At 58.7% G+C, this 21,078-nt stretch carries 15 protein-coding genes; 5 read left to right on the forward strand and 10 right to left on the reverse strand.

Annotation, left to right across the window (positions count from 1 at the left end; genetic code table 11):
- Positions 1-245 precede the first annotated feature (245 nt).
- The 5 genes from Q1A59_RS17445 (at position 246) to Q1A59_RS17465 (ending at position 7,419) form a co-directional block, all read left to right on the forward strand.
- On the forward strand, positions 246-2,969 hold the full coding sequence (locus Q1A59_RS17445; RefSeq protein WP_299645301.1) for a VWA domain-containing protein: 2,724 nt from the start codon (positions 246-248) through the stop codon (positions 2,967-2,969).
- Positions 2,970-3,030: 61 nt separating this feature from the next.
- Positions 3,031-3,354, forward strand: a complete 324-nt coding sequence (locus Q1A59_RS17450) for an ATP-dependent Clp protease adaptor ClpS (RefSeq protein ID WP_298406456.1) — start codon at positions 3,031-3,033, stop codon at positions 3,352-3,354.
- A gap of 229 nt (positions 3,355-3,583) precedes the next feature.
- A complete protein-coding gene (locus Q1A59_RS17455) occupies positions 3,584-5,107 on the forward strand; it encodes a serine hydrolase (RefSeq protein ID WP_298482128.1) in 1,524 nt (507 codons plus the stop codon).
- Positions 5,104-7,017 (forward strand): hypothetical protein, encoded by a 1,914-nt coding sequence (locus Q1A59_RS17460; RefSeq protein ID WP_299645302.1) that lies wholly within the window; start codon positions 5,104-5,106, stop codon positions 7,015-7,017. Before Q1A59_RS17455 ends, Q1A59_RS17460 begins: the two co-directional genes overlap by 4 nt.
- Positions 7,018-7,041: 24 nt before the next feature.
- Positions 7,042-7,419: a hypothetical protein gene (locus Q1A59_RS17465; protein ID WP_299645303.1), complete on the forward strand. Its 378-nt coding sequence runs from the start codon at positions 7,042-7,044 to the stop codon at positions 7,417-7,419.
- Between the two features lie 64 nt (positions 7,420-7,483).
- On the opposite strand, the gene Q1A59_RS17470 is transcribed toward Q1A59_RS17465, so the two are convergent.
- The 10 genes from Q1A59_RS17470 to ilvB all read right to left on the reverse strand — a co-directional run bounded on the left by Q1A59_RS17470 (position 7,484) and on the right by ilvB (position 20,343).
- Positions 7,484-8,752, reverse strand: coding sequence for a choice-of-anchor I family protein (locus Q1A59_RS17470; RefSeq protein ID WP_298406462.1), 1,269 nt, complete (start codon positions 8,750-8,752; stop codon positions 7,484-7,486).
- Positions 8,753-8,757: 5 nt separating this feature from the next.
- Positions 8,758-9,066, reverse strand: a complete 309-nt coding sequence (locus tag Q1A59_RS17475) for a hypothetical protein (protein ID WP_298406463.1) — start codon at positions 9,064-9,066, stop codon at positions 8,758-8,760.
- A gap of 191 nt (positions 9,067-9,257) precedes the next feature.
- Positions 9,258-11,633, reverse strand: coding sequence for a LamG-like jellyroll fold domain-containing protein (locus Q1A59_RS17480; RefSeq protein WP_298406465.1), 2,376 nt, complete (start codon positions 11,631-11,633; stop codon positions 9,258-9,260).
- 247 nt (positions 11,634-11,880) lie between these two features.
- Entirely contained in the window at positions 11,881-12,489 is a 609-nt protein-coding gene (gene leuD, locus Q1A59_RS17485; RefSeq protein WP_298406467.1) for a 3-isopropylmalate dehydratase small subunit, read from the reverse strand.
- 16 nt (positions 12,490-12,505) lie between these two features.
- Positions 12,506-13,930: a 3-isopropylmalate dehydratase large subunit gene (gene leuC / locus Q1A59_RS17490; RefSeq protein ID WP_299645304.1), complete on the reverse strand. Its 1,425-nt coding sequence runs from the start codon at positions 13,928-13,930 to the stop codon at positions 12,506-12,508.
- Positions 13,927-14,805: a prephenate dehydratase gene (pheA, locus tag Q1A59_RS17495; RefSeq protein ID WP_298406471.1), complete on the reverse strand. Its 879-nt coding sequence runs from the start codon at positions 14,803-14,805 to the stop codon at positions 13,927-13,929. The genes leuC and pheA overlap by 4 nt, the downstream gene beginning before the upstream one ends.
- 64 nt (positions 14,806-14,869) lie before the next feature.
- Entirely contained in the window at positions 14,870-16,576 is a 1,707-nt protein-coding gene (locus Q1A59_RS17500) for a 2-isopropylmalate synthase (protein WP_298406473.1), read from the reverse strand.
- 327 nt (positions 16,577-16,903) lie between these two features.
- Positions 16,904-17,926, reverse strand: coding sequence for a ketol-acid reductoisomerase (gene ilvC, locus Q1A59_RS17505; protein WP_298406475.1), 1,023 nt, complete (start codon positions 17,924-17,926; stop codon positions 16,904-16,906).
- Positions 17,927-18,025: 99 nt separating this feature from the next.
- Positions 18,026-18,565: an acetolactate synthase small subunit gene (gene ilvN / locus Q1A59_RS17510; RefSeq protein ID WP_298406477.1), complete on the reverse strand. Its 540-nt coding sequence runs from the start codon at positions 18,563-18,565 to the stop codon at positions 18,026-18,028.
- 35 nt (positions 18,566-18,600) lie between these two features.
- Positions 18,601-20,343 carry a biosynthetic-type acetolactate synthase large subunit gene (gene ilvB, locus Q1A59_RS17515; protein WP_298406479.1) on the reverse strand — a complete coding sequence of 581 codons (1,743 nt, stop codon included), beginning with the start codon at positions 20,341-20,343 and terminating at the stop codon, positions 18,601-18,603.
- Between the last annotated feature and the right edge of the window lie 735 nt (positions 20,344-21,078).

The following is a 21,078-nucleotide window of genomic DNA, read 5'->3' on the forward strand; positions in this document are numbered from 1 at the left end:
AGCACGGGACGGATCCGTCCCCAGCCCTTCGACTCTGGTGTGCCCTCGGCAATTCCCCGCGAGCACGGGACGGATGCCTAGCGATATTGTCTCCGCCTGAGTAGGCGATGGCTGCGGGCGCTACGCGCCCTCGCAATGACAAAGGAGGTGCGCCTTCTCGCAATGACAGGAGATGATCCCAGCATCTGGTATACAATGTTGTTGGCTGGCTAGCGATCCACCGCAACCGTTGAACGGAGGTCATTGTGCTGAGTGTGATTGAGCCGGCAGCTCTGTGGCTGTTTGCGCTCGCCATTCTTCTGCTGTGGTTCATGTGGCTTGGCCGCGCCGATTTGCGCCGTCGCCTTGGCCGGGCGCGCATGTTGGCGCTGGTCGTTGGGCGCTTGGCGCTGCTCGCAGCGTTGGTTTTGGCGTTAGCCGGTTTGCAGGTGGGCCGGCCCGTGCAAGCCACCGCCACCGTGTTTCTGATTGATGCGAGTGATTCAGTGGCGCCGGCCCAACGCGCTGCCGCACTGACGTATATCGAACAGGCCCTCGCCGCAGCCGATCCCGATGATCGCATGGCGGTGATCGTCTTTGGTGCGCGCGCAGCAGTAGAGCGCGTGGCTGAGCCACCGCGACCGCTGACCCGGCTCGATTCGTTGGTTATTGCGTCGCGTACCAATATCGAAGATGCGATCCAGCTTGGGTTGGCGATCTTGCCCGGCGCAATGCATCAACGCCTCGTGTTGTTGTCCGATGGTGGCGAAAATGAGGGCGATGCGCTGGTCGCTGCTCGGCTGGCTGCGGCGCGTAACGTACCGATTGAAGTTGTACCGCTCTTGGCCGAGCGCGGCCCTGATGCGCTTATCACTGCATTAATCGCGCCAACGACGGCCAGCGTTGAGCAAACTATTCCGCTCACGGTACAGATTGACAGCGAAGTGATCGGGCCGGCAACGGTGCAGCTTATCGTTGATGGGCAGTTGACGGTTGAAGAGCCGGTTGAGCTGGCTGCCGGGCTTAATCAAATAACGCTTACCGCGCCGGCGGGCAATCCGGGCTTTCGCCAGTTCGAGGCGCGTTTGATTGCGCCGTTCGACCCCCAACCGGCTAATAATCGTGCAGTAGCGTTTACGTTTGTCAGTGGGCCACCGCGGGTGTTGTTGATCACGGTTGACCCTGAACGTACCGCTGCGCTGGCTGCTGCGTGGCGGGCTGCCGGGATCGAGATTGCAGTGCAAGCGCCAGTGCAAGTTCCGGCCAATCCGCTCGATCTGCGCGCATTTGATGCGATTGCATTGGTTGATACGCCGGCTGAGTCGGTTTCGACGGCGCTGCAACGCGCCTTGACCTCATATGTCCGCGATTTGGGTGGTGGGTTGCTTGTAATAGGTGGCACGCAGTCGTTTGGCGCCGGCGGTTGGCGGCGATCGCTCCTTGAGTCGATCTTGCCGGTGGCGCTTGATCCGCCGTTTCGTGTAGAGCGGCCCGATCTGGCGCTGGTGCTGGTGATTGACCGCAGCGGCAGTATGAGCGCGCCGGTTGATGGGAGGCGCACCCAACTTGATCTGGCCCGCGAAGCTGTTTATCAAGCTAGCCGCGGCTTGTCACCACATGATCAGATCGCCATTATCGCCTTCGATAGTTTTGCTGATACGCTACTACCGTTGCAACCGCTGCCCGATCTGTTCACGATCGAAGATGCGCTCAGCCGGTTGGCTGCCGGCGGCGGCACCAATATTCGCAGCGGGGTGGCGCTTGCTGCCGAAACGATCACGCGAGCAAATGCCCGGATTCGTCACCTGATTCTGCTCACTGATGGTATTTCCGAAACCAATTATGCCGATCTGATCGCCGATCTACGCGCGCAGGGGGTGACGGTAAGCACCGTGGCGATCGGGTTAGATACCGATCCGGCGCTTGAGCGCGCGGCACAGCTTGGCGGGGGACGGTACTATCTCGTGCAGCGGGCTGATGCGCTACCGCGCATTTTTCTTGAGGAGACAGTCCGAATCGCGAATCGTGATCTGATCGAAGAGCCGTTTGTGCCGGCGTTGGCTTTACCTACACCGTGGCTGCGCGATTTGACTCCATTGCCGCCGTTGCGTGGTCGCAATGCTGCTGATCATCGCTCGCTGGCCCGCACGTTGTTAGTGGCCGATGATGGTGCGCCGCTGCTGGCTACGGCGCAGGTTGGCTTGGGGCGCGTGTTGGCGTGGACGAGCGATCTGAGTGGTCGTTGGGCGGCAGCGTGGTTAACATGGCCTGAGTTCCCCCGTTTTGCCGCCAATCTGGTTGCCGAGACACTGCCACTCAGTGGTGGTGAACGGCTAGCCCTTACTGCGTCGGTGATGGCTAATCGCGCCGAGATCGATCTTATGGCGCTCGATGAGCGAGGCTTGCCGCTTGAACTAGGCGAGATTCGTAGCCGGGTCAGCGGGCTGGCCACCAGTTTTGAGCTGGCATTTACCCAAGTTGCTCCCGGTCGTTATCGCGCCATTGCGACGATCGATCAGGTGGGTGCGTATCTGGTGCAGGTCAGCGCCCTCGATCGTGCCGGTCAGTCTCTCGGCAGCGCCACTGCCGGCTTTGCTGTGAGCTATTCACCCGAATATGGCCGGTTTGCCGCCAACCCCGGCTTGTTGGTCGATATTGCGGCTCTGACCGGCGGTAGCGTCGATCCACCGCCAACTGCTATCTTTACGCCTACCACCCGTGCTGTGTACGATGTCTGGCCTGTAACAATGCCACTGCTCTGGTTGGCGCTGATCCTGTTGCCGATCGATATTGCGCTGCGCCGGCTGTTTGTACCATTGCCCGAATTCACTGCTGTGCCGCTCAAACGCCCTGCCCGCCGGGTGGCCGTGCCTGATCCGTCGGCCCCGCCGGCTGCCCCGCCCCCGCCAAAGCCAGCGGCTACCCTCAGTGACGAAGAGCGGATTGCAGCCTTGCTGGCGGCCAAACGGCGCCGGCAGCGCAAAGAGTAGTAACGCTTTGTGTTATACTGCCTTAAAATATCGGTTCTCGCTGTCACCGTCGGAGCAGCCCATGTCAACTGAACAACCAACAGTCGTCGTGCGGCCCGCCGTTACCTTTGCGGTTGCCAGCGATGAAGAGCTTGAGCGTCCGTATCGCGTCATTGTCGAAAATGACGACGTGACGCCGATGGATTTTGTCGTAATTGTGTTGCGCGTCTTTTTTGAACTTGATCTGGCCCGCGCCGAACAAGTGATGCTCACGGCGCATTACGAAGGGCGCGCGCTGGTGACGGTGTTACCGTTCCAAGAGGCGCAAGAGCGGGTCTATCAGGCTCATCACGCCGCCCGTGAAGCTGGCTATCCGCTCACGTTCTACCTTGAACCAGATCAGTGATGGCGGTACGTTACTGGCCACGTGTGGATTAATGAACGATGCCTGTCGCGCTGTTACCCTTCTCGCTTTCCATTGCTAGCGGGAGTCTCTGGCTGCTCTGCTTGGCAGGAAGCGACGCGCAACGTATTGCCCAAAGGAGTTTCGCGCAGGCTAGAAAACGCTTCCTTTCCCTAGCCGGAGAGGGCGTGTTGCCTGCTAATCTACATCGCAAAGGAGCATGAACACGACTATGAACCTCCGGCCCCGTCTCGTTGCCATCGCCCTGCTCTGCGTGGCTGTCCTTGCCGGATGTAGCTCAGCTTCCCGTTCGTTACCCGCTGATGCAGTGGTTGCTTCTGCATCAACTGTAGAGCGGACACCGCCAGCGCTTGCTGTATTGCCGCCACTCGTGCCGGTATACGCGCCTAGTTCTAAGGTGGCTGGTGTGTCGATTAGTGGCCTGACTCCTGTTGAAGCAGAAACTGTCTTATCTGCCGCGCTTGCCGAACACATCATGCCGTTGCAATTGGTTGCTGACGAGTATTCCCAGACTATCGATCCGACCACCATTGCGGTACGCCCTGATCTGTCGGCAATGCTGGCGGCAGCAGCGCCAGCGCTAGGCAGCGATATGCCAGTATCGGTACCGCTACAGTTGGCGTTTGATCAAGCCGCATTGCGTGAGCAGATGGCAGCGTTTGCCGTCGCGTCGGCTACTGCGCCCACCCTGACTGTGCTTAGCTCAACTGATGTTCTCTCGCGCAGTTTTGCCTACGTGCCCGGACGAAAAATTAATCTCGACCGTTCATTTGAAATTGTGAGTAGTTTCCTTCGCCGCGGCCAAACCGCCGATCCGATATTCCTTACTCGCTGGCCGACTGATCCGCCCCGCGCTTCGTTTGCGCAGCTTGCCGAACAGCTTGAAGCGATGGCAGCCGCATGGGATGGCGTGATCGGAGTCTATCTTTACGATCTGGCGACTGGCGCCGAAGTGGCGGTGAATGCGCACAGTGTGTTTGCTGGTGCGAGTACGATTAAAACTGCAATTATGTTGTATGGCTACGCCAAGTTAGCCGAATTCAGCGAACGGCAAAAGGAAAACATGCGGGCGATGATTATCGAGAGTGATAATCTGGCGGCGAATGATATTTTGGCGGCGGGTGCCGGCGGCACCAATACCGAGACGGCTTTCCGCGGCGCTGAAGAGATGAGCGATATGCTGGCCGATCTCGGTCTCGAACATCTCTATCTGTATATTCCGTTCGAGTCGCTCGATTACATCAAGCTCTATAATGTCAAGTTCCGTTGCGGGCCGAAAGACCCCGTCGGTGAACCACCGTACACCGAAACTGGCTGCGCCTTGCGGGCCACTCCGTATGCGATGGGGCAGCTCTACCGCATGATTGATGAGTGCGCTCGTGGTGAAGGGACGTTGCTTGAGAGGTTTGAGCTGCTTACGCCGAATCGCTGCCAAGAGATGCTCGATCTGCTGTCAGAAAATGCTGACGATACGCGCATGGTTGGCGGTATCCCCGCTGGCGTGCGGGTTGAACATAAGTCGGGTTGGATCGAACACACCCAAGCCGATGCCGGTATCGTTCGCTCAACCGGCGGTGATTATGTGCTGGCAATCTATGTCTATAAACCCCTTGGCGACCAATGGGCATGGCCTGATGAAGTGCTCGGCGGCGCGATTGCCGATGTCAGCCGGCTGGTGTACACTGCCTACAATCCGATCCGGCTTGACACGCTACCTGTGGGAGAAATGCCATGAGCAACTTGCCCATGAAGCGGATGGTGCTCTACAAACACGGGATGGGTTATTTTGAGCGGCGCGGGACGTTGAACGGTGAAACACTGACCCTCAGCTTTCCGCTCGAGGCGATGGACGATGTGCTCAAGAGTCTGATTGTCATCGACCGCAGCGGGCAAGTGCGCAATATTGATGTGACCACTCCCGAAGATCGCACTGCGTTAATCGCCCGCGGCAGTATTCACCTTTCGCACGAGCGGAGCTTGCTCGATTTGCTCCGCGATCTGCGCGGGCGTACCGTGCGCTTCACCTTGGCCGGTAAGCAGGGCGAGACGATCAGCGGTCTGGTGATCGGGGTAGATGTGGAAGATGAAGAACCGCTGCGGCGGGCAATAGTAAGCCTCTATCTGAGTGATGAACGCGCTGTGCGCCCTATCCCGCTCGATGATGTCGCTCGCGTTGAGTTGCTCGATGACGCGGCTCATAACGATCTCGCCTTTTTCTTGCGCGCTGCCCAAAACGATGAGCGCAATCGCACCGTTACTATTCACCTCACTCCCGGTGAGCACGATCTACTGGTAGGCTATGTCGCGCCGGCGTCGGCATGGCGGGTCAGTTATCGCTTGATCTGCGAAGATGACGGTGATGGCGCGGCCCGTTGCTTGTTACAGGGCTGGGGCCTGTTTGATAATCAGTTGGAAGAAGATCTGGTTGATGTTGAGGTCACGCTCGTCGCCGGTCAGCCTGTTTCGTTCCGTTACCGGCTTTACGAACCGCAGACGCCTGAACGCCCGGTGATCGATGATGTTCAGCGTCCTCAACCAAAAAAAGCCTTCATGCGGCCACTGGCATTACGAAAAGAGGTTTTCGGATTAGATAGCGACATACATTTCTTGCGCAAAGAAGCTGAGTCGCCGGAAGTGTCGATAAAGACCATCGATGCAAGCATTTCTCCGGTAGCCGAAGGGGAAGATCGAGGGGCGCTCTTTGCCTATCGCGTGATCCAGCCGGTCAGCGTAGGGCGTGGCAAATCGGCCATGGCTCCAATTATCGGCGCAGCATTGGCAGGCCGGCGCGAATTGGTCTACAACCACTCGCGGCGCGAACGCCATCCGCTCGCGGCTATTCGCCTCACCAATGAGACGGGCCTAACTCTTGAACAAGGTCCGGTGACGGTACTGATCAACGGCGAATACGCTGGCGAGTCGGTGCTGCCCTTTACCCGCGCCGGCGCCGCGATCAATGTCTTTCACGCGGTTGAATTAGGTGTGACAGTCGCAGAGACGACCGCAACAACCCGTGCTTTGCACAGTATCAGGTTACACGACGGCGATTTGATCGTTGACGAGTATCTGCTTTTATCTCACCACTATGTCATCACGAGTACTCTCGCCGAACCTTGCACTGTCATCGTTGAGCATCCTCGCGCCGAGAATGCCGAACTTGTTGATACACCACCGCCATTGAGTGAAGAGGATCAACTTGCGCGGTGGGCGGTTGCTGTTCCTGCTTTTGCCAGCGCCGAATTGGTCGTTTGCGAGCGTCAGTTGCTCTCACGCTATGAGCAGATCAGTAGTCTAACGGGTGAACAGTTGCAGCAGTGGCTACGCGACAAAGTGCTCGATGCAGGAACCTTCCAACAGTTATCAGGTGTACTCAACCTCTTCCGCCAGATCAGTGCCGCCGAGCAGACGATTGCCGAGCGTGAGCGCGAACGGCAGCGTATCTTCGAGCGTCAGCAACGCTTGCAGCAGCAGATTGCGCCACTGCGCAGCGATGGCGATGAAGGCGCGTTGCGACAGCGGTACGTCGCAACGCTGGCTCAGCTTGAAGATCAGGTTGAACAGATCGATACCGCTATTGCTGAACAGCATGCGCTCATTCAAAAGTACAAAGACCAGATCGAGCGCCGGCTTCGCCGTCTTAAGTGATTGATGATGTTCTCAATCAGACCGATGATCCGTGATAGGCGCACGCTTTTGTTCATCACCCTCGCTACCCTCGTGGGTTGGGCTATCGCTGCTGCTACATACACTATCGTTGGCGATAACCGCAATCCTGAGGTGTTACGCTGGTTGGCGCTGGTCATTCTGGCAACGCCGCTGGCGATCTTTTTCGGTTGGGTGATAGCACGACGTGACGAATGGCGGCTGGCGGTAGCCTGCTGCGGTGCGCTCTACTTCTTTACCCCCTTTATCGCCGGCCGGATCGAGACGATTCTTACTCCTGATGCGGCTCGCCAGACGGTTGGCCCGCACACAGTCTATTTCATTAGCGTCTTAGCGTTGCACCTGATTGGTGGGATCGCACTGGCGTGGTGGCGAGGGAGGTAGAAGAGACAGGTAGAATCGCCCCTTCTCTCATTGGCCGAGAGAAGGGGCTTGGATTGCGAATCGTTCAATTCGCCTCGTATATACTCACCGTTCCGCTGATCTCGTTCGCTACGAGCAACAACGGCTTGCCGGTTGGGCTTTGGTTGGCCGGCACAAACTTCACAATCTCAGGCCCGCTGTCTGGCCCAACGGTGGCGCTACTGAAATCGCGGTTATTGACATATTGTACGAATACCGGCGCTGTCGGGTTACTGATGTCGAATATCATCACACCCCCCTGCCGTTCCAGACCGATGAAGGCATACGTCCGGTTACGGATCGATCCCAACGCAAGTCCTTCCGGTTCCGGCCCTTTGTTGTCGCTGCGCGTATCGAAATCGTTGGCGCTGTGGTTGCTGTTGAAGAAGGTAGGATACGTCTCAGCCACGATCCGCTCGATCTGATCGCCACTGTCGAACACCAGCCGGCCTTCAGCATCCCAAATTGAGAATGAACGCGCGCCAAACACATGGATCTGATCGAAGTCGCCGTCTCCATCGAGATCGCCGCTGGCAATGCTAACGGTCAGCCGGCCTAGCGCCGCATTGTTCTTCAGCGCCGCCGCATTGGGGAAGGCGGTGGGATCGAGCCGGTACCGGCTCGCGCCAACTCGCACCTCTTCTACGTAGCCGGCATACTCGCGCGCGTCGCCTTCATTGGCTGTGACTAGATAGGTCTGTCCGCGCACGCGGTAACTAGCGATCGCGTCCGGCTGATACATACCAAACACTGGCCAGTTGGTGATGTTGATCGCATTGTCACGGTCGCTGGCATCAAGCCCGTTGCCCGGCAGACTGTGATCTTTCAGGCCAAGTGAACGCACCCACTCGATGCAGAAATAGCGCAGATCGATCTTGGCAATCGCATTGTTCTCTTGCAGTGTCACATACGCGAACAGATTGTCCGGTGTCACGGTGATGTATTCTGGCTCCAGATTCTTCTGTACTGCATCGGGGTCGTTGGCCGTCGGCCCGAAGATGCGAGTCGCTGGATCGAACTGGTCGCGGTACATGCCGCCAATTTCAAACTCGGCAAAGCCGAGATGGATGACATCGTGATCGCTTAGGCGACGAATATTACCGCTGACCGGGATAATGCTGATCGTGCCGTAAGGATCGATGGTGTAATCGTCGTTCGGCTCACCTTCGTTGGCCACCAACAACAAGCGACCGTTAGGGGTGAAGGTCAGCATATCAGGCAATGCCCCTACTTGCACCTGATTCAGGTAGTTGCCATTGAGGTCAAAAAAGACCACAAAACCGGGATCGGTCTTTGGCGCGGCTTCCACTGCCACGGCCACTAGATTGCCACGCCGGCGACACTGTTCGGCCCGGCTCCATACGGCGACAGATCGATCCGGCTCAGCCGGTTGGGAGCACTCGCGTTGCTCAGATCGACGATATCGAGCGAGTTGTTAACGCTGTTGGTAACGAACATACGGTTGCGGCCAAAGGCAACCGTTTCTCCCGACAAATTGCCGAGTCCGGTGGTGTAGCTGGCTAGTAGGGTAAAGGTAGGCACTGATGCTGCCGCAAATACCGGCAACGGACTGATCGCGCCGATCAGCAGCGCGATGGCGACAAACATGGTCAACCCACGGAGACGCATAGTGGTAATTCCCTTCCTGAACGCGGACACTTGCGTCTACTAATATATACATTGTCGATTAAGCCTGTGTCATGAGTATGTTAAGCGTGGGTGTGATTGCGATCACGGCGCCATGGGTGGGGGTTAACGCCGATATAACCGCAGAGGCGCTTAAGGGCGGTATTACCGGATATGCCCGTCTTTAACGCGCCTTACCTCCCTACCAGCGGCACAAATACCTGATACTGCCGCTCAATCTCGACCGGCTCGCTCGGCAGGCCGGTGGCATCGCGGAAACGCATAAACAGGCGCGGGAGTTCAGTTCCATCCCACCGCCAGCGCACCTCTGGCAGCAACGGCAGCCACGGCGCTTCGTCGAAGGTCGGGGTGTCGCTAAACTGCATATCGATTGGTAAGTGATGATCGGTGGCATTGATTCGTATCTGTACCGTGTCATCGGTGAGCCACGTGGTTTGGAGATCAACCCGCGGCGGCAGATTGAGAGTCACTGTTTGCGAGACGGTCGTCGTATTGCCGGCTCGATCAAGGTAGCGAACTTCCACGACGTGCTCGCCTTCGACTGGCGGCAGGCTCCAACGGTAGCTATCGTAGTAGGGCATTGGATCGCTCAGTTCGCCGTTGATACCAAGGATGACCGCCGCAATCCCGCCGTTGTCATCCATCGCATTGGTGTCGATGCGGATGGCGCGGTCGGTTACACCAATCGGTTCTGGCCCAAAGAGTGGCCCTGTCGCTAGGTCGGCAATTTCATCGGCAGTGAGCGGACGGGCGAAGATGGCTAATTCGTCGAAGCGTACCCCAGCAGCCGCACTACCGGTACTAAAGCGGCCAAGGTGTAAGTGTACGCCGGTGATGATTGGCAAGACAGCATTACGCCGTTCAGCCACGAGGATACCGTCAATGTACAAGGCTTTGCTGCCACTCGTTGCGTCCCAACTCACCGCGAAGTGATGCCATCCTGCCGCCAAGGTGTCCGGCACGCTAAGCAGATCTTCGCCACTGCTGGCATCCCCTACCGTCCAGAACGTCCACTGTGCGCTCCCATCAGGGCCGAGCTGGTCGCGGCGCAGCGCTAGCGTGCCGGTATAGACGGGTGCTCCTTCTGGTTCGGCGCTGGCAGCGAGGAGGTAATGACGATTGCGACGGTTAGCCGGATAGTATTCCGGTATCTTGACCCACAGGCTAATCGTACCTTGGACGACATCAAGATTGCCGGTGGTAGGGAATGCAACCTCGGCGTTGTCGCTGATCAGTGCTTGCCCAAACCGGCCCGGCCCGAAGCTTGGCGTGCCGTTGATCTGCGGCAATCCTTGCCCAACGGTTTGCAGTGGGTGCCCATTGAAGGTGACTGCTAGCAACAGATCGGCAGGTGGCGCGACCCGCATCGTTCCGATTGGCGGCGTGGTATCGCTCGGCGGTGGCGTGTAGTTGGGCGGCGTAAAATCGTACATCCCGATCAAATCAGGGTGCCAGAGCCACGTGCTGGCCGCGCAGCCGGCGTAAGCCGGGCACGGGTCGGGGCCGGGGCCGTACCAACCATACGGGTCAACCTGCTTACGAATGCCGCCTTCCCAACGTCGCACCTCAAAGTGCAGATGCGGTGTGCCGCTTACGCCGCTAGCGCCGCTAACGCCAATCTGTTGGCCAGTGGTGACACGAATGCCATTGCCATTGTTGAAGATCGGATCGAGTGCGCTGAGATGCCAGTACACCGTCTCGTAGCCATTAGGGTGGACAATGACCACTCCCATCCCGCGCGATTCGTTAAAGGCATACGCACTGCCGGCGGCGGCGGCGAGGATGGGAGTGGCGAACGGTGCATCGGGGAAGACGTAATCGTGACCGTCGTGGCTGTTGTACTGTACGTTGCGTCGGCCCAGATAGTCAACCATCTCGTTGTTGCCGTCGCCACCAAGATCAACCATCGGGTACATGTGGTCAAAGTAGGCAAGATGCGTGACCCGTGTGCCCAATGGCCACGGCGCACGCAACCAGCCGGCGACATCTGCCGCGACCGTGGCCGGCGGTGCGAGCTGGGCATCAAAGTAGGTGCGTAAGGCAGTGTGTGTCGCTTTGATGGCCGCTAACCACTCAGCCGAATCGCGTCCCCGTGCTAGAAAGCGCTTGATCGCAATCCATTCCGCCGGTTCATCGAGCGAGAGGGTCAGGGTCAAGCCGTCGCGCAACCGGATAGTAGGCGGTTGCTGGTATGGCCCCAACCCGGCGCGCAGCTCGCGGTTCGCCCACTCGATCTGCGCGGCAAAGCCAACCGGCCCGTGCGCGCCGAAGGGTTGGGCGATCGCCGCCTCCGGCGGTGTGGGATTGCTAAGCAAGCCGGCGGTCGCTTCGAGCAGGGCAAGGGTTAGAAATGGGCTAACGCCGTAGTAGGTACTCTGCTCTTCGATGATCTGGGCCGCGCTGCGCTCGTCAGTACGAAGGTCTTTCAAGAGGCCGGGTTGTTTGGCTAAAAACTCAGCCACATTCCAACCACCCGCCGGTTGCGCGTGCAACGGGGTTGCTAAGAAGATGAGACAGACAATCAAGAACCAGCGGGCAAGTCGGTGCATGGGACGATTGGTGTGATGCGCAGAATCAGCCCGGCGCTGCTGCTCCTATCTATAATAACGTAGCCAGCGTCAGTTGGTTGCGCACAGATGAGGAATAAACGCAAAAGTGCAAAGAATGGCAAACGCAAAGTCGCGAAGCCGCAAAGGTAATAGGAGCAATAAGCGTACTTGGTATGAACAACTGTATATACCTATATACCTCTGCGCCCCTTGCGCCTTTGCGTTGTTACACGTTGCGCCCTTCGCATTAGCCAGTGGTTTTCACTGGCTGCGGGTGGCTCGCTTCGTATGCGGCAATAGCATCGGCTTGGCTGAGCAAAAAGCCAAGCTGGTCAACGCCGTGCAACAGGCAATATTTGCTGAACGCATCGATTGGAAAGTTCACCTGTCGGCCATTGGGCAGTGTCACTGTCTGCGCAGCCAGATCAACGGTCAGCGTCATCTGCGGATCGCTGGCGTACATCGCCACCAGCTCGTCGTAGATCGTCTGCTCAATCGTCACCGGCAGTAAGCCAATTTTCAGCGCATTGCTACGGAAAATGTCGGCAAACGAGGGTGCAATCACTGCGCGGAAGCCGTAGTCTTGCAAAGCCCACGGTGCATGCTCACGCGAGCTACCGCAGCCGAAGTTGCGCCCGCTGATCAGGATCGTCGCGCCTGCCGCTTCTGGCCGATTGAGCGGGAAATCAGGGTTGGGAGTACCATCGGGCAGGTAGCGCCACGCCTCGAACAAGCCGGCAGCTAGTCCACTCTTGTCGGTAACTTTGAGGAAGCGGGCCGGAATGATCTGGTCAGTATCGATATTTTCAACCGGCAAGACGACCGCTTTGCCGGTGATGGTTGCAATAGGTTGCATACCGCTCTCCTTGAGGTTAATTCAACAACGTGCGCGGGTCAGTGACGACACCAGTCACGGCGGTGGCGGCGGCGGTCAACGGACTGGCCAACATCGTGCGTGCTCCCGGCCCTTGCCGGCCCTCGAAGTTGCGGTTCGAGGTGCTGACCGCGTACTTGCCGGGCGGCACTTTGTCGTCGTTCATCCCCAAGCAGGCGCTGCAGCCGGCTTCGCGCCATTCGGCACCTGCCTCTTTGAAAATGCGATCCAGCCCTTCCGCTTCAGCAGCCCGCTTGACTTGCTGCGAGCCGGGTACGACCATTACCCGCACCCCCGGCGCCACCTTACGCCCGCGGAAGAACTGGGCCGCTTGGCGCAGATCAGATAGCCGCGAGTTGGTGCAAGAACCGATAAAGACCACATCGACCGGATGCCCCAGCAGCGGCTTGCCCGGTTCAAGCCCCATGTAGGCCAGCGCTTTGTCGAGCGCGGCCCGGCTGCGTGGGTCAGGCATGTCTTCTGGTCGTGGCACTGGAGCGTCAATGGGAATGCCCATGCCGGGGTTAGTCCCGTAGGTAATCATCGGTTTCAACTCGCTGGCCGAGAGCGTTAATTCGTGATCAAAGACTGCGCCTTCATCAGAGGGCAAGGTGCGCCAGCGTGCCACCGCCGCCTCGAAATCAGCTCCCTTCGGTGCGAATGGTCGTCCGGCCATATACTCGAAGGTAGTGTCATCGGGTGCAACCATCCCGGCTCGTGCCCCGCCTTCGATGCTCATATTGCAGATCGTCATGCGCTCTTCCATTGAGAGTGCTCGGATCGCTTCCCCCATATACTCAAAGACGTAACCGGTTCCGCCGCCGACGCCATATTTGGCGATCAGCGCCAGAATAATGTCTTTGGCCGTCACACCGAGGCCAAGCCGGCCATCAATCCGCACGGCGCAGGTCTTGGGCTTGCGCTGCAAGAGGCACTGGGTCGCCAATACGTGCCCAACTTCTGAGGTGCCAATACCGAACGCCAGCGCGCCGAACGCGCCGTGGGTGCTGGTGTGGCTATCGCCGCATACGATTGTCATGCCCGGTTGGGTCAACCCCTGCTCTGGCCCGATCACATGCACAATGCCCTGATTTTCATCACCCAACTCAAACAGCGGAATGCCGAACTCGGCGCAGTTTTTGCGCAATTGCTCCAGTTGACTGATCGCCATTGGGTCAATCACCGGAATAATGCCGAGATGGTTACGCGGGGTTGTTGGCGTACTATGATCCATCGTCCCCAACGTCTTGTCGGGCCGGCGTACCCGCAAGCCGCGCTGGCGCAATTCGGTAAACGCCTGCGGCGAAGTTACTTCGTGGATCAAATGCAAATCAATATAGAGCACCGCCGGCGTCTCCGGCGTCTCTGGCCGCACCAGATGTGCGTCCCAGACCTTTTCAAACAAGGTGCGCGGTTTGCTCATTTCTCCTCTCCTTGCCGCAGATGATGATGGTTGCCATGGGTTCCTCGCCAGCGCGGATAGCTGCCAAAGATTTTGAGCATACCGGTATGCTGGCGAATGCGCTCAAGAGCGCGGGCAACGTGGGGGTCGCGGCGGTGTCCGTTAATGTCAACTAAGAAGATATATTGTCCTAGAATAGCACGAGTCGGGCGCGACTCGAGTTTGGTCATGTTGATGTTTTCCGCAGCCAATTCTTGCAGTGCGCCAACCAGACTGCCGGGCCGGTCTTCGCGGGTAAACCCAAAACAGAAGCTGGTCTTGTCATCGCCGGTAGGAGGCGCGTCTTCGCGGGCCAGCACGATGAAACGAGTGACGTTGTGCGGGCTATCGGCAATCTCGCGGGCCAAGATGCTGGCTCCAACCAATTCGGCGGCGCGTAGGGTGCCAATCGCGGCTGCCGGTCGCTCGTCGGCCAATGCCTCGGCAGGGGCGGCTGAGTTGCTCAGCGATGCGACCGTCGCGACGCCGGGCAAGCAGCGTTCCACAAAACGCCGGCATTGGGCGAGTGATTGGGGATGGGCGTACAAGACTTTGATGTCGCTTAATTGCAACCCGGGCCGTGCCAGCAGATACTGACGAATTGGGACGACAATCTCGCCGGCGATTTGCAAATTGGTTTCGTGGATGAGCAAGTCAAGCGTATAACTGACACTTCCTTCCAGCAGGTTCTCAATTGGCAACACGCCGACCGTTGCCGCCTCGGTTTCGATGGCGGTAACTACCGCTGGAATGCTGGCCAGCGGCAACAGACGCGCATCACGTTCGGCGGCGTGCGCTAATGCAGCTTCTTCGCTGAAGGTGCCGGGTGGGCCGAGATAGGCAATCGTGTATGTCATGGGAATGAAACGATGGGTGAGGGCGAAGCAGACTTCGCCCTTACGCGCATCGACTCAGCTTGTCCTATCCGAGGGTGCTCCCGCCGAAAATGTCCACCGGCAACGTGTTTGCTTCACCACTGTACCCGGCGGAATAGGCCATCGCCTCGGCCTTAATCCGCTCTTGGCGAGCGGCCAGCATCTTGTTCAACGCTGCCATATACGCTTGGGCCGCGGCGACGATGGTGTCGGTATTCACACCGTAACCGCTAAAGATCTGCTGCGCTTGCCGGCGACCGGTTAGGCTCGTCGCTGTGCTGCTGCTCTCGTTTAGGCGGGCCGGCGCACCCTGCTCGCGAATGCGCACCGTCACCTCAGCGACCGCATCCAGCCCCTCGGTAATCGCGTTGATCGAAAACTCGATCAGCTCGTTCGGGCGTTGAATAATCCGGTTAATCGCCTGATAGACCGCATCAACCGGGCCGGTACCCTGCGCGCTATCGGTCTTAGCCTGACCATCGGGGCCGATCAAGCGCACGGTAGCGGTTGGGATCATTCCCACGCCTGATGTGTACTGAACGTGATCGAGCTTGTATAGCTCTGGTGTGTGTTGCATCTCACCTGCAATCAGCGCCTCGATGTCACGGTCATCGACCTTCTTCTTACGGTCGCATAACTCCTTGAAGCGGGTGAAGACGTGCTGGAACTCGTCATCGTTCAGTGTATAACCCTTCTCTTCAAGGTACTTGCGGAAGGCATGGCGGCCAGAATGCTTGCCCAGCACTAACGTATTGCTGTCGAGACCAACCGTCTCGGCGCTCATGATTTCGTAGGTCTGGCGATACTTCAAGACACCATCCTGATGGATGCCCGACTCGTGGGCGAAGGCGTTCGCGCCGACGATGGCCTTGTTGGGCGGTACCGGTACACCAATGAAACTGCTGACCAGCCGTGAGGTGCGGGCGATTTCGCGCGTCTCGATCCGGGTGCGCAAGCCATAATACTGCTGGCGCGTGTGCAGCGCCATCACTACCTCTTCGAGCGAAGCATTACCGGCCCGTTCGCCGATCCCGTTAATCGTACACTCCACCTGCCGCGCACCGGCCCGTACCCCGGCCAATGAGTTGGCCACCGCCATCCCTAGATCATCGTGACAGTGGGTCGAGAGGATGCAGTTCTCGATCCCCGGCACATGCTCGCGCAGATCGCGGATCATCGCACCATACTCGTCGGGGGTGAGATAGCCAACCGTATCGGGGATATTGAGCGTCGTGGCACCCGCTGCCACCGCGACCGCCACCGCCTCGCGCAAGAAGAGCGGATCGGTGCGCCCGGCATCCATCGGCGAAAACTCGACATCCTCACACAGCGAGCGGGCATAGCTCACCATTTCGTGGATGAGTTGCAGCGCCTCGGCCCGCGTCTTGCGAAATTGGTATTCGAGGTGGATGTCGGAAGTTGACATAAAAGTATGGATGCGCTTCTTAGCTGCGGGCTGGATCGCGCTCCATGCCTTATCAATATCATCACGGTTCGCGCGGGCCAGCGCCGCGATAATCGGGCCATCGGGCGTACCGATTTCGCGGGCAATCTCATGCACTGCGGCCCAGTCGCCGGGTGACGCGGCGGGGAAGCCGGCCTCGATAATATCTACTTTCAGGCGAGCCAGTTGGCGAGCGACTTCCAGCTTCTCTTCCAGCGTCATGGTGCAGCCGGGGGCCTGCTCGCCATCGCGCAGAGTCGTGTCAAAGATACGGACGTAATCTACACTCGGTTCGGTAGTGTTGGTCATTGTTGCCTCCTGATGTGATGGTAGTCAATTTCCGCGTGGTTATTGGGCGGGGGTGCTCACGCTGCCATTGCATAGGTGCCTATACGTCTTTGTGAGGGCGGGCAGCCCTCTTCATTGCGAGGGGGCGCAAGCCCCCGCAGCAATCTCCCACTTTGGCGGAACGCATGCCTGAGCGCACCTCTGCCGTGCTCGTGGGGGATTGCTTCGCCGGGCGGGGCAGCACTACGTGATGCCCCTCTACGGCTCGCAATGATACAGGTACGTGTACTGTTTGTGCAGGTGCAATCCGCTCACGCAGGGGCAAGGCATTGCCTTGGCCCTAACTCCTTACGCCCCACCCTCGCCCGGCTTAACTTCGCGCGGATTAACAAAGGGCATCATGCGGCGCAATTCGCGGCCAATTTGCTCAATTGGGTGATTAATATCGGCTTGGCGGTAGGCGTTGAACCGGGGCCGACCATTGTGGTTTTCGTCGATCCAGTCTTCGGCAAAGGCGCCGCTCTGGATGTCGGCCAGAATCTGGCGCATCGCGGCGCGGGTCTGATCGGTGATGATCTTGGGGCCGGCGGTGTAATCGCCCCACTCGGCGGTATCACTCACCGAGTAGCGCATGTAATTAAGACCACCCTGATAGAACAGGTCAACGATCAGCTTCAGCTCGTGCATGCACTCGAAGTAGGCAACTTCCGGCTGATAACCGGCCTCGACCAACGTCTCAAAAGCGGCCTTGACTAGCGCGCTGACACCGCCGCAGAGCACCACCTGCTCGCCGAACAGGTCGGTCTCGGTTTCTTCGGCGAAGGTCGTGCGCAACACACCGGCGCGGGTACAGCCAAGGCCCTTAGCATAGGCCAGCGCATCCTCAAACGCGCCGCCGGTGGCGTCTTGCTCGACGGCGATCAGCGCCGGCACGCCGCCGCCCTGCACAAACACCTCGCGCACGCGGTGACCGGGTGCCTTTGGGGCGACCATGCTCACATCGATGCCTTTGGGCGGCACAATCTGCCCGAAGCGGATGTTGAACCCGTGGGCGAACATCAGCGTTTTGCCCGGTTCCATTGCTGGCGCGATGTGCTCGCGGTACAAGTCGGCTTGTCCGATGTCAGGGGTCAGAATCATAACCACCTGCGCTTCGCGGGCCGCTTCGGCGACAGTCATCACCTTTAAGCCAGCTTCTTCAACCTTGCTCCAGCTCTTCGAGCCGGGGTAAAGACCAACCCGCACATCGAGGCCGCTATCGGCAAGGTTGCGGGCATGGGCATGACCTTGGCTGCCAAAGCCAATGATGGCAATTGGCTTGTTCTTCAAGCGGTTGAGATCGGCCTGATTGTCGTAATACAGCTCTGCCATGTTATGTTATTCCTCATAACTTATGCGGCGATCATCCGCCGCGCACGGTAACAAGAACCACTGAGACGCCCAGCGAGGGCGTCTCAGAGGATCGCGCGACTAGTTAAGGGCTGGTACAGCTACGCCATTGGTAGCCGGCTCAACGTACTCGCTGGCGTTGTGGCCGCGTGCGCCGCGTACCATGGCAATCCGGCCAGTGCGCATCATCTCTTTGATCCCGTAGGGACGTACCACCTCAATGAAATTCTCGACCTTACCGGGGGTGCCGGTCATCTCGATAATCATCGTATTCGAGCCAACATCAACGATCCGCGCCCCAAAGACGCTACACATCGAGATGATCTCGTGGCGTGCTGCAGGTGGAGCGTGCAGTTTGATCATTGTCATCTCGCGCTCAACCGTCGGATCATCGGTGACATCACTTACCTTAATCACCTCGATCAACCGGTAGAGTTGTTTGACAACCTGCTCAACATCTTCCGACTCGACTACGAGGGTAAGGCGGCTAACGCCAGCGGTCTCGCTATGGCCGACGGCCAAGCTCTCGATGTTGTAGCCGCGGCGGCGGATCAACCCGATCACGCGGCTCAGCACACCGGGCCGATCTTGCAAAAGGGCGACGATGGTGTGTTTTTTCATGGTTGCTACTCCTCAAGTGAAATGGTATTGGCGCCCTACGCCTGCGACTCCGACAAAATCATCTCGCCGATCGACTTGTTCTGCGGCACCATCGGGAAGACGTTGACCTCACGCTCGACGCGGAAGTCGATCAGCACCGGGCCATCGGTAGCATGCGCTTCGTCGATCGCGGCTTGCACATCTTCGCTGCGTTCAACCGTAAGCCCCTTCCAGCCGTAGGCTTCAGCCAGCTTGGCGAAATTAGGGCCAGAGAGCGGGGTGCCGCTGTAACGCTTGTGCTCGAATAGCTCTTGCCACTGGCGCACCATGCCGAGGTAGCCATTGTTGATCACCGCCACCTTCACATTCTTCAACCCCTCTTGCACGATCGTCGCCATCTCTTGATTGGTCATCTGGAAGCCGCCGTCGCCGACGATCGCCCACACCGTTTCGTTCGGGTAGGCAATCGCCACCCCCAATGCCGCCGGGACGGCGAAACCCATCGTACCGGCACCGCCGGAGGTGATATGGGTGCGGGGGCCATGATTCCAGTCAATCAACTGCGCCGCCCACATCTGATGCTGACCAACGTCGGTAACGACGCGATAGTTGCCGCGCGCGTTAAGGGTGCGGCTGAGCGCTTCGTAGACATCGTGCGGCGGCAGTGACATATTGGCCATCGCGGCCCGATTCTTGTACTGCTGCTTGCCCTGATGCTTGTCTTGCATCTCGCGGATGTGCTCCATCCAGTCAGAAGCATGGGTATGCAACTCGGCCAGCTCGCTGGGCGGCGGTAGGTCTTCCAGCAGTGCTTGCAACACAAGGCGAGCATCGCCGACGATCGGCACATCAACCCGCACATTCTTGCCAATCTCAGACGGATCAATGTCAACGTGGATAATGCGAGCGTGGGGGGCGAAGGTGCTGGCTTTGCCGGTCACGCGGTCATCGAAGCGGCCACCGATATTGAACAATACATCACACTCTTGAATGGCGCGATTAACGTGAACCCAACCGTGCATACCGGGCATACCGATCGCGAGCGGGTGATTTTCGGGAATGGCGCCGATGCCGTGCAGGGTCGTAATCACCGGGATGCGCAGCCGTTCGGCGAACTCTTGCAGCTCGCGGTGGGCACCGGCCATAATGATGCCGTGGCCGGCAATAATCAGTGGCTTCTTAGCGCTGATCAGCAGCTTAATTGCCTCGCGGATTTGGCGGCGGTTGCCTTGATACGTGGGCTTGTAACCGGGTAGATTGAGCTTGATATCCCAATTGGGCACGGTCGTCTTCTGCATCGCATCCTTTGTAATGTCGATCAGCACCGGGCCGGGCCGGCCAGTAGTAGCGATATGGATTGCCTCTTTGAACACATAGGGCAATTCATCGACATTTTTCACTAGATAATTGTGCTTGGTGATCGGCATCGTAATGCCGGTGATGTCAGTCTCTTGGAAGGCATCTTTGCCGAGCACGTGGCTGCCAACTTGACCGGTAATCGCCAGCAGCGGCGTGCTGTCCATCATCGCATCGGCAATCGGAGTGACAAGGTTGGTAGCACCGGGGCCGCTAGTGCCGATACAGACCCCAATTTTGCCGGTAGCGCGAGCGTAGCCTTCAGCGGCGTGGCCGGCACCCTGCTCGTGGCGGCAGAGTACGTGGCGTAGCCGGTCACGGTAATCCCACATCGCGTAATAGAAGGGCATAATTGCGCCGCCGGGGATACCAAACATAACTTCGACCCCCTCACGGATGAGGGCCTCACACATAATCTGGGCGCCGGTGAGTGGTTTGGTCATCGAACTACTCCTGTGATGATGAGTCTGAAACAAAACCTTTGCACGCAGCCGTACCCAACGGTGTCGAGCGCTTCAGTGCGCTGCACCGCTGGCGACGACCGATCCAACAACCGACGAGCCACAGCAATGGGGCGCTGCGCCGCTGCTCACCACTCTGTGAGCGCCAGTCGCGAGGCAATGCGCTGGCAAGGCGGCGGTGAACTGAGCGTGGATCTAACGGCGCCGGATGATAATAACCGGCGCCAGCGCGAGTTGCGGCCGCAACAACTGTTGTTGCCAGTAGCCGATGATGATGGTGATGAGCCGCATCGCGTATCCTCGCACGGGTACTAAAAAACCTCCCGCAAGGCGGGAGGTTCAGTCTTACTTCCTGAGCCGGGGCTTTGTGACCTTCCCCTCCCTAAACACGCTTGCTCCACCCGCCGATAAGGCTAAGGAGGAGTACGAGTACGAGGAGGATAAGGCTTACAAAGTGAGCGGCCATAGATTTGTGTACTTTGCCTAAATGACGATCCGCCAAGAGAATACCATGAGGTGAACACTTTGTCAACTAGCATTATGGGGGAATGGCATCGCAGGGGGCACAGCACCGCTGTGCCCGTACCGGCGGGGGCGGCGACGGGACAGAGGGAGGCAACGCGGCGGGGCGGGGGCGGCGACGGGACAGAGAGAGGCAACGCGGCGGGACAGAGAGAGGCAACGCGGCGGGGCGGGGGCGGCGGCGGGACAGAGAGA

It is taken from the genome of uncultured Chloroflexus sp. (genome assembly GCF_937951745.1).
In the GTDB taxonomy this organism is placed as follows: domain Bacteria; phylum Chloroflexota; class Chloroflexia; order Chloroflexales; family Chloroflexaceae; genus Chloroflexus.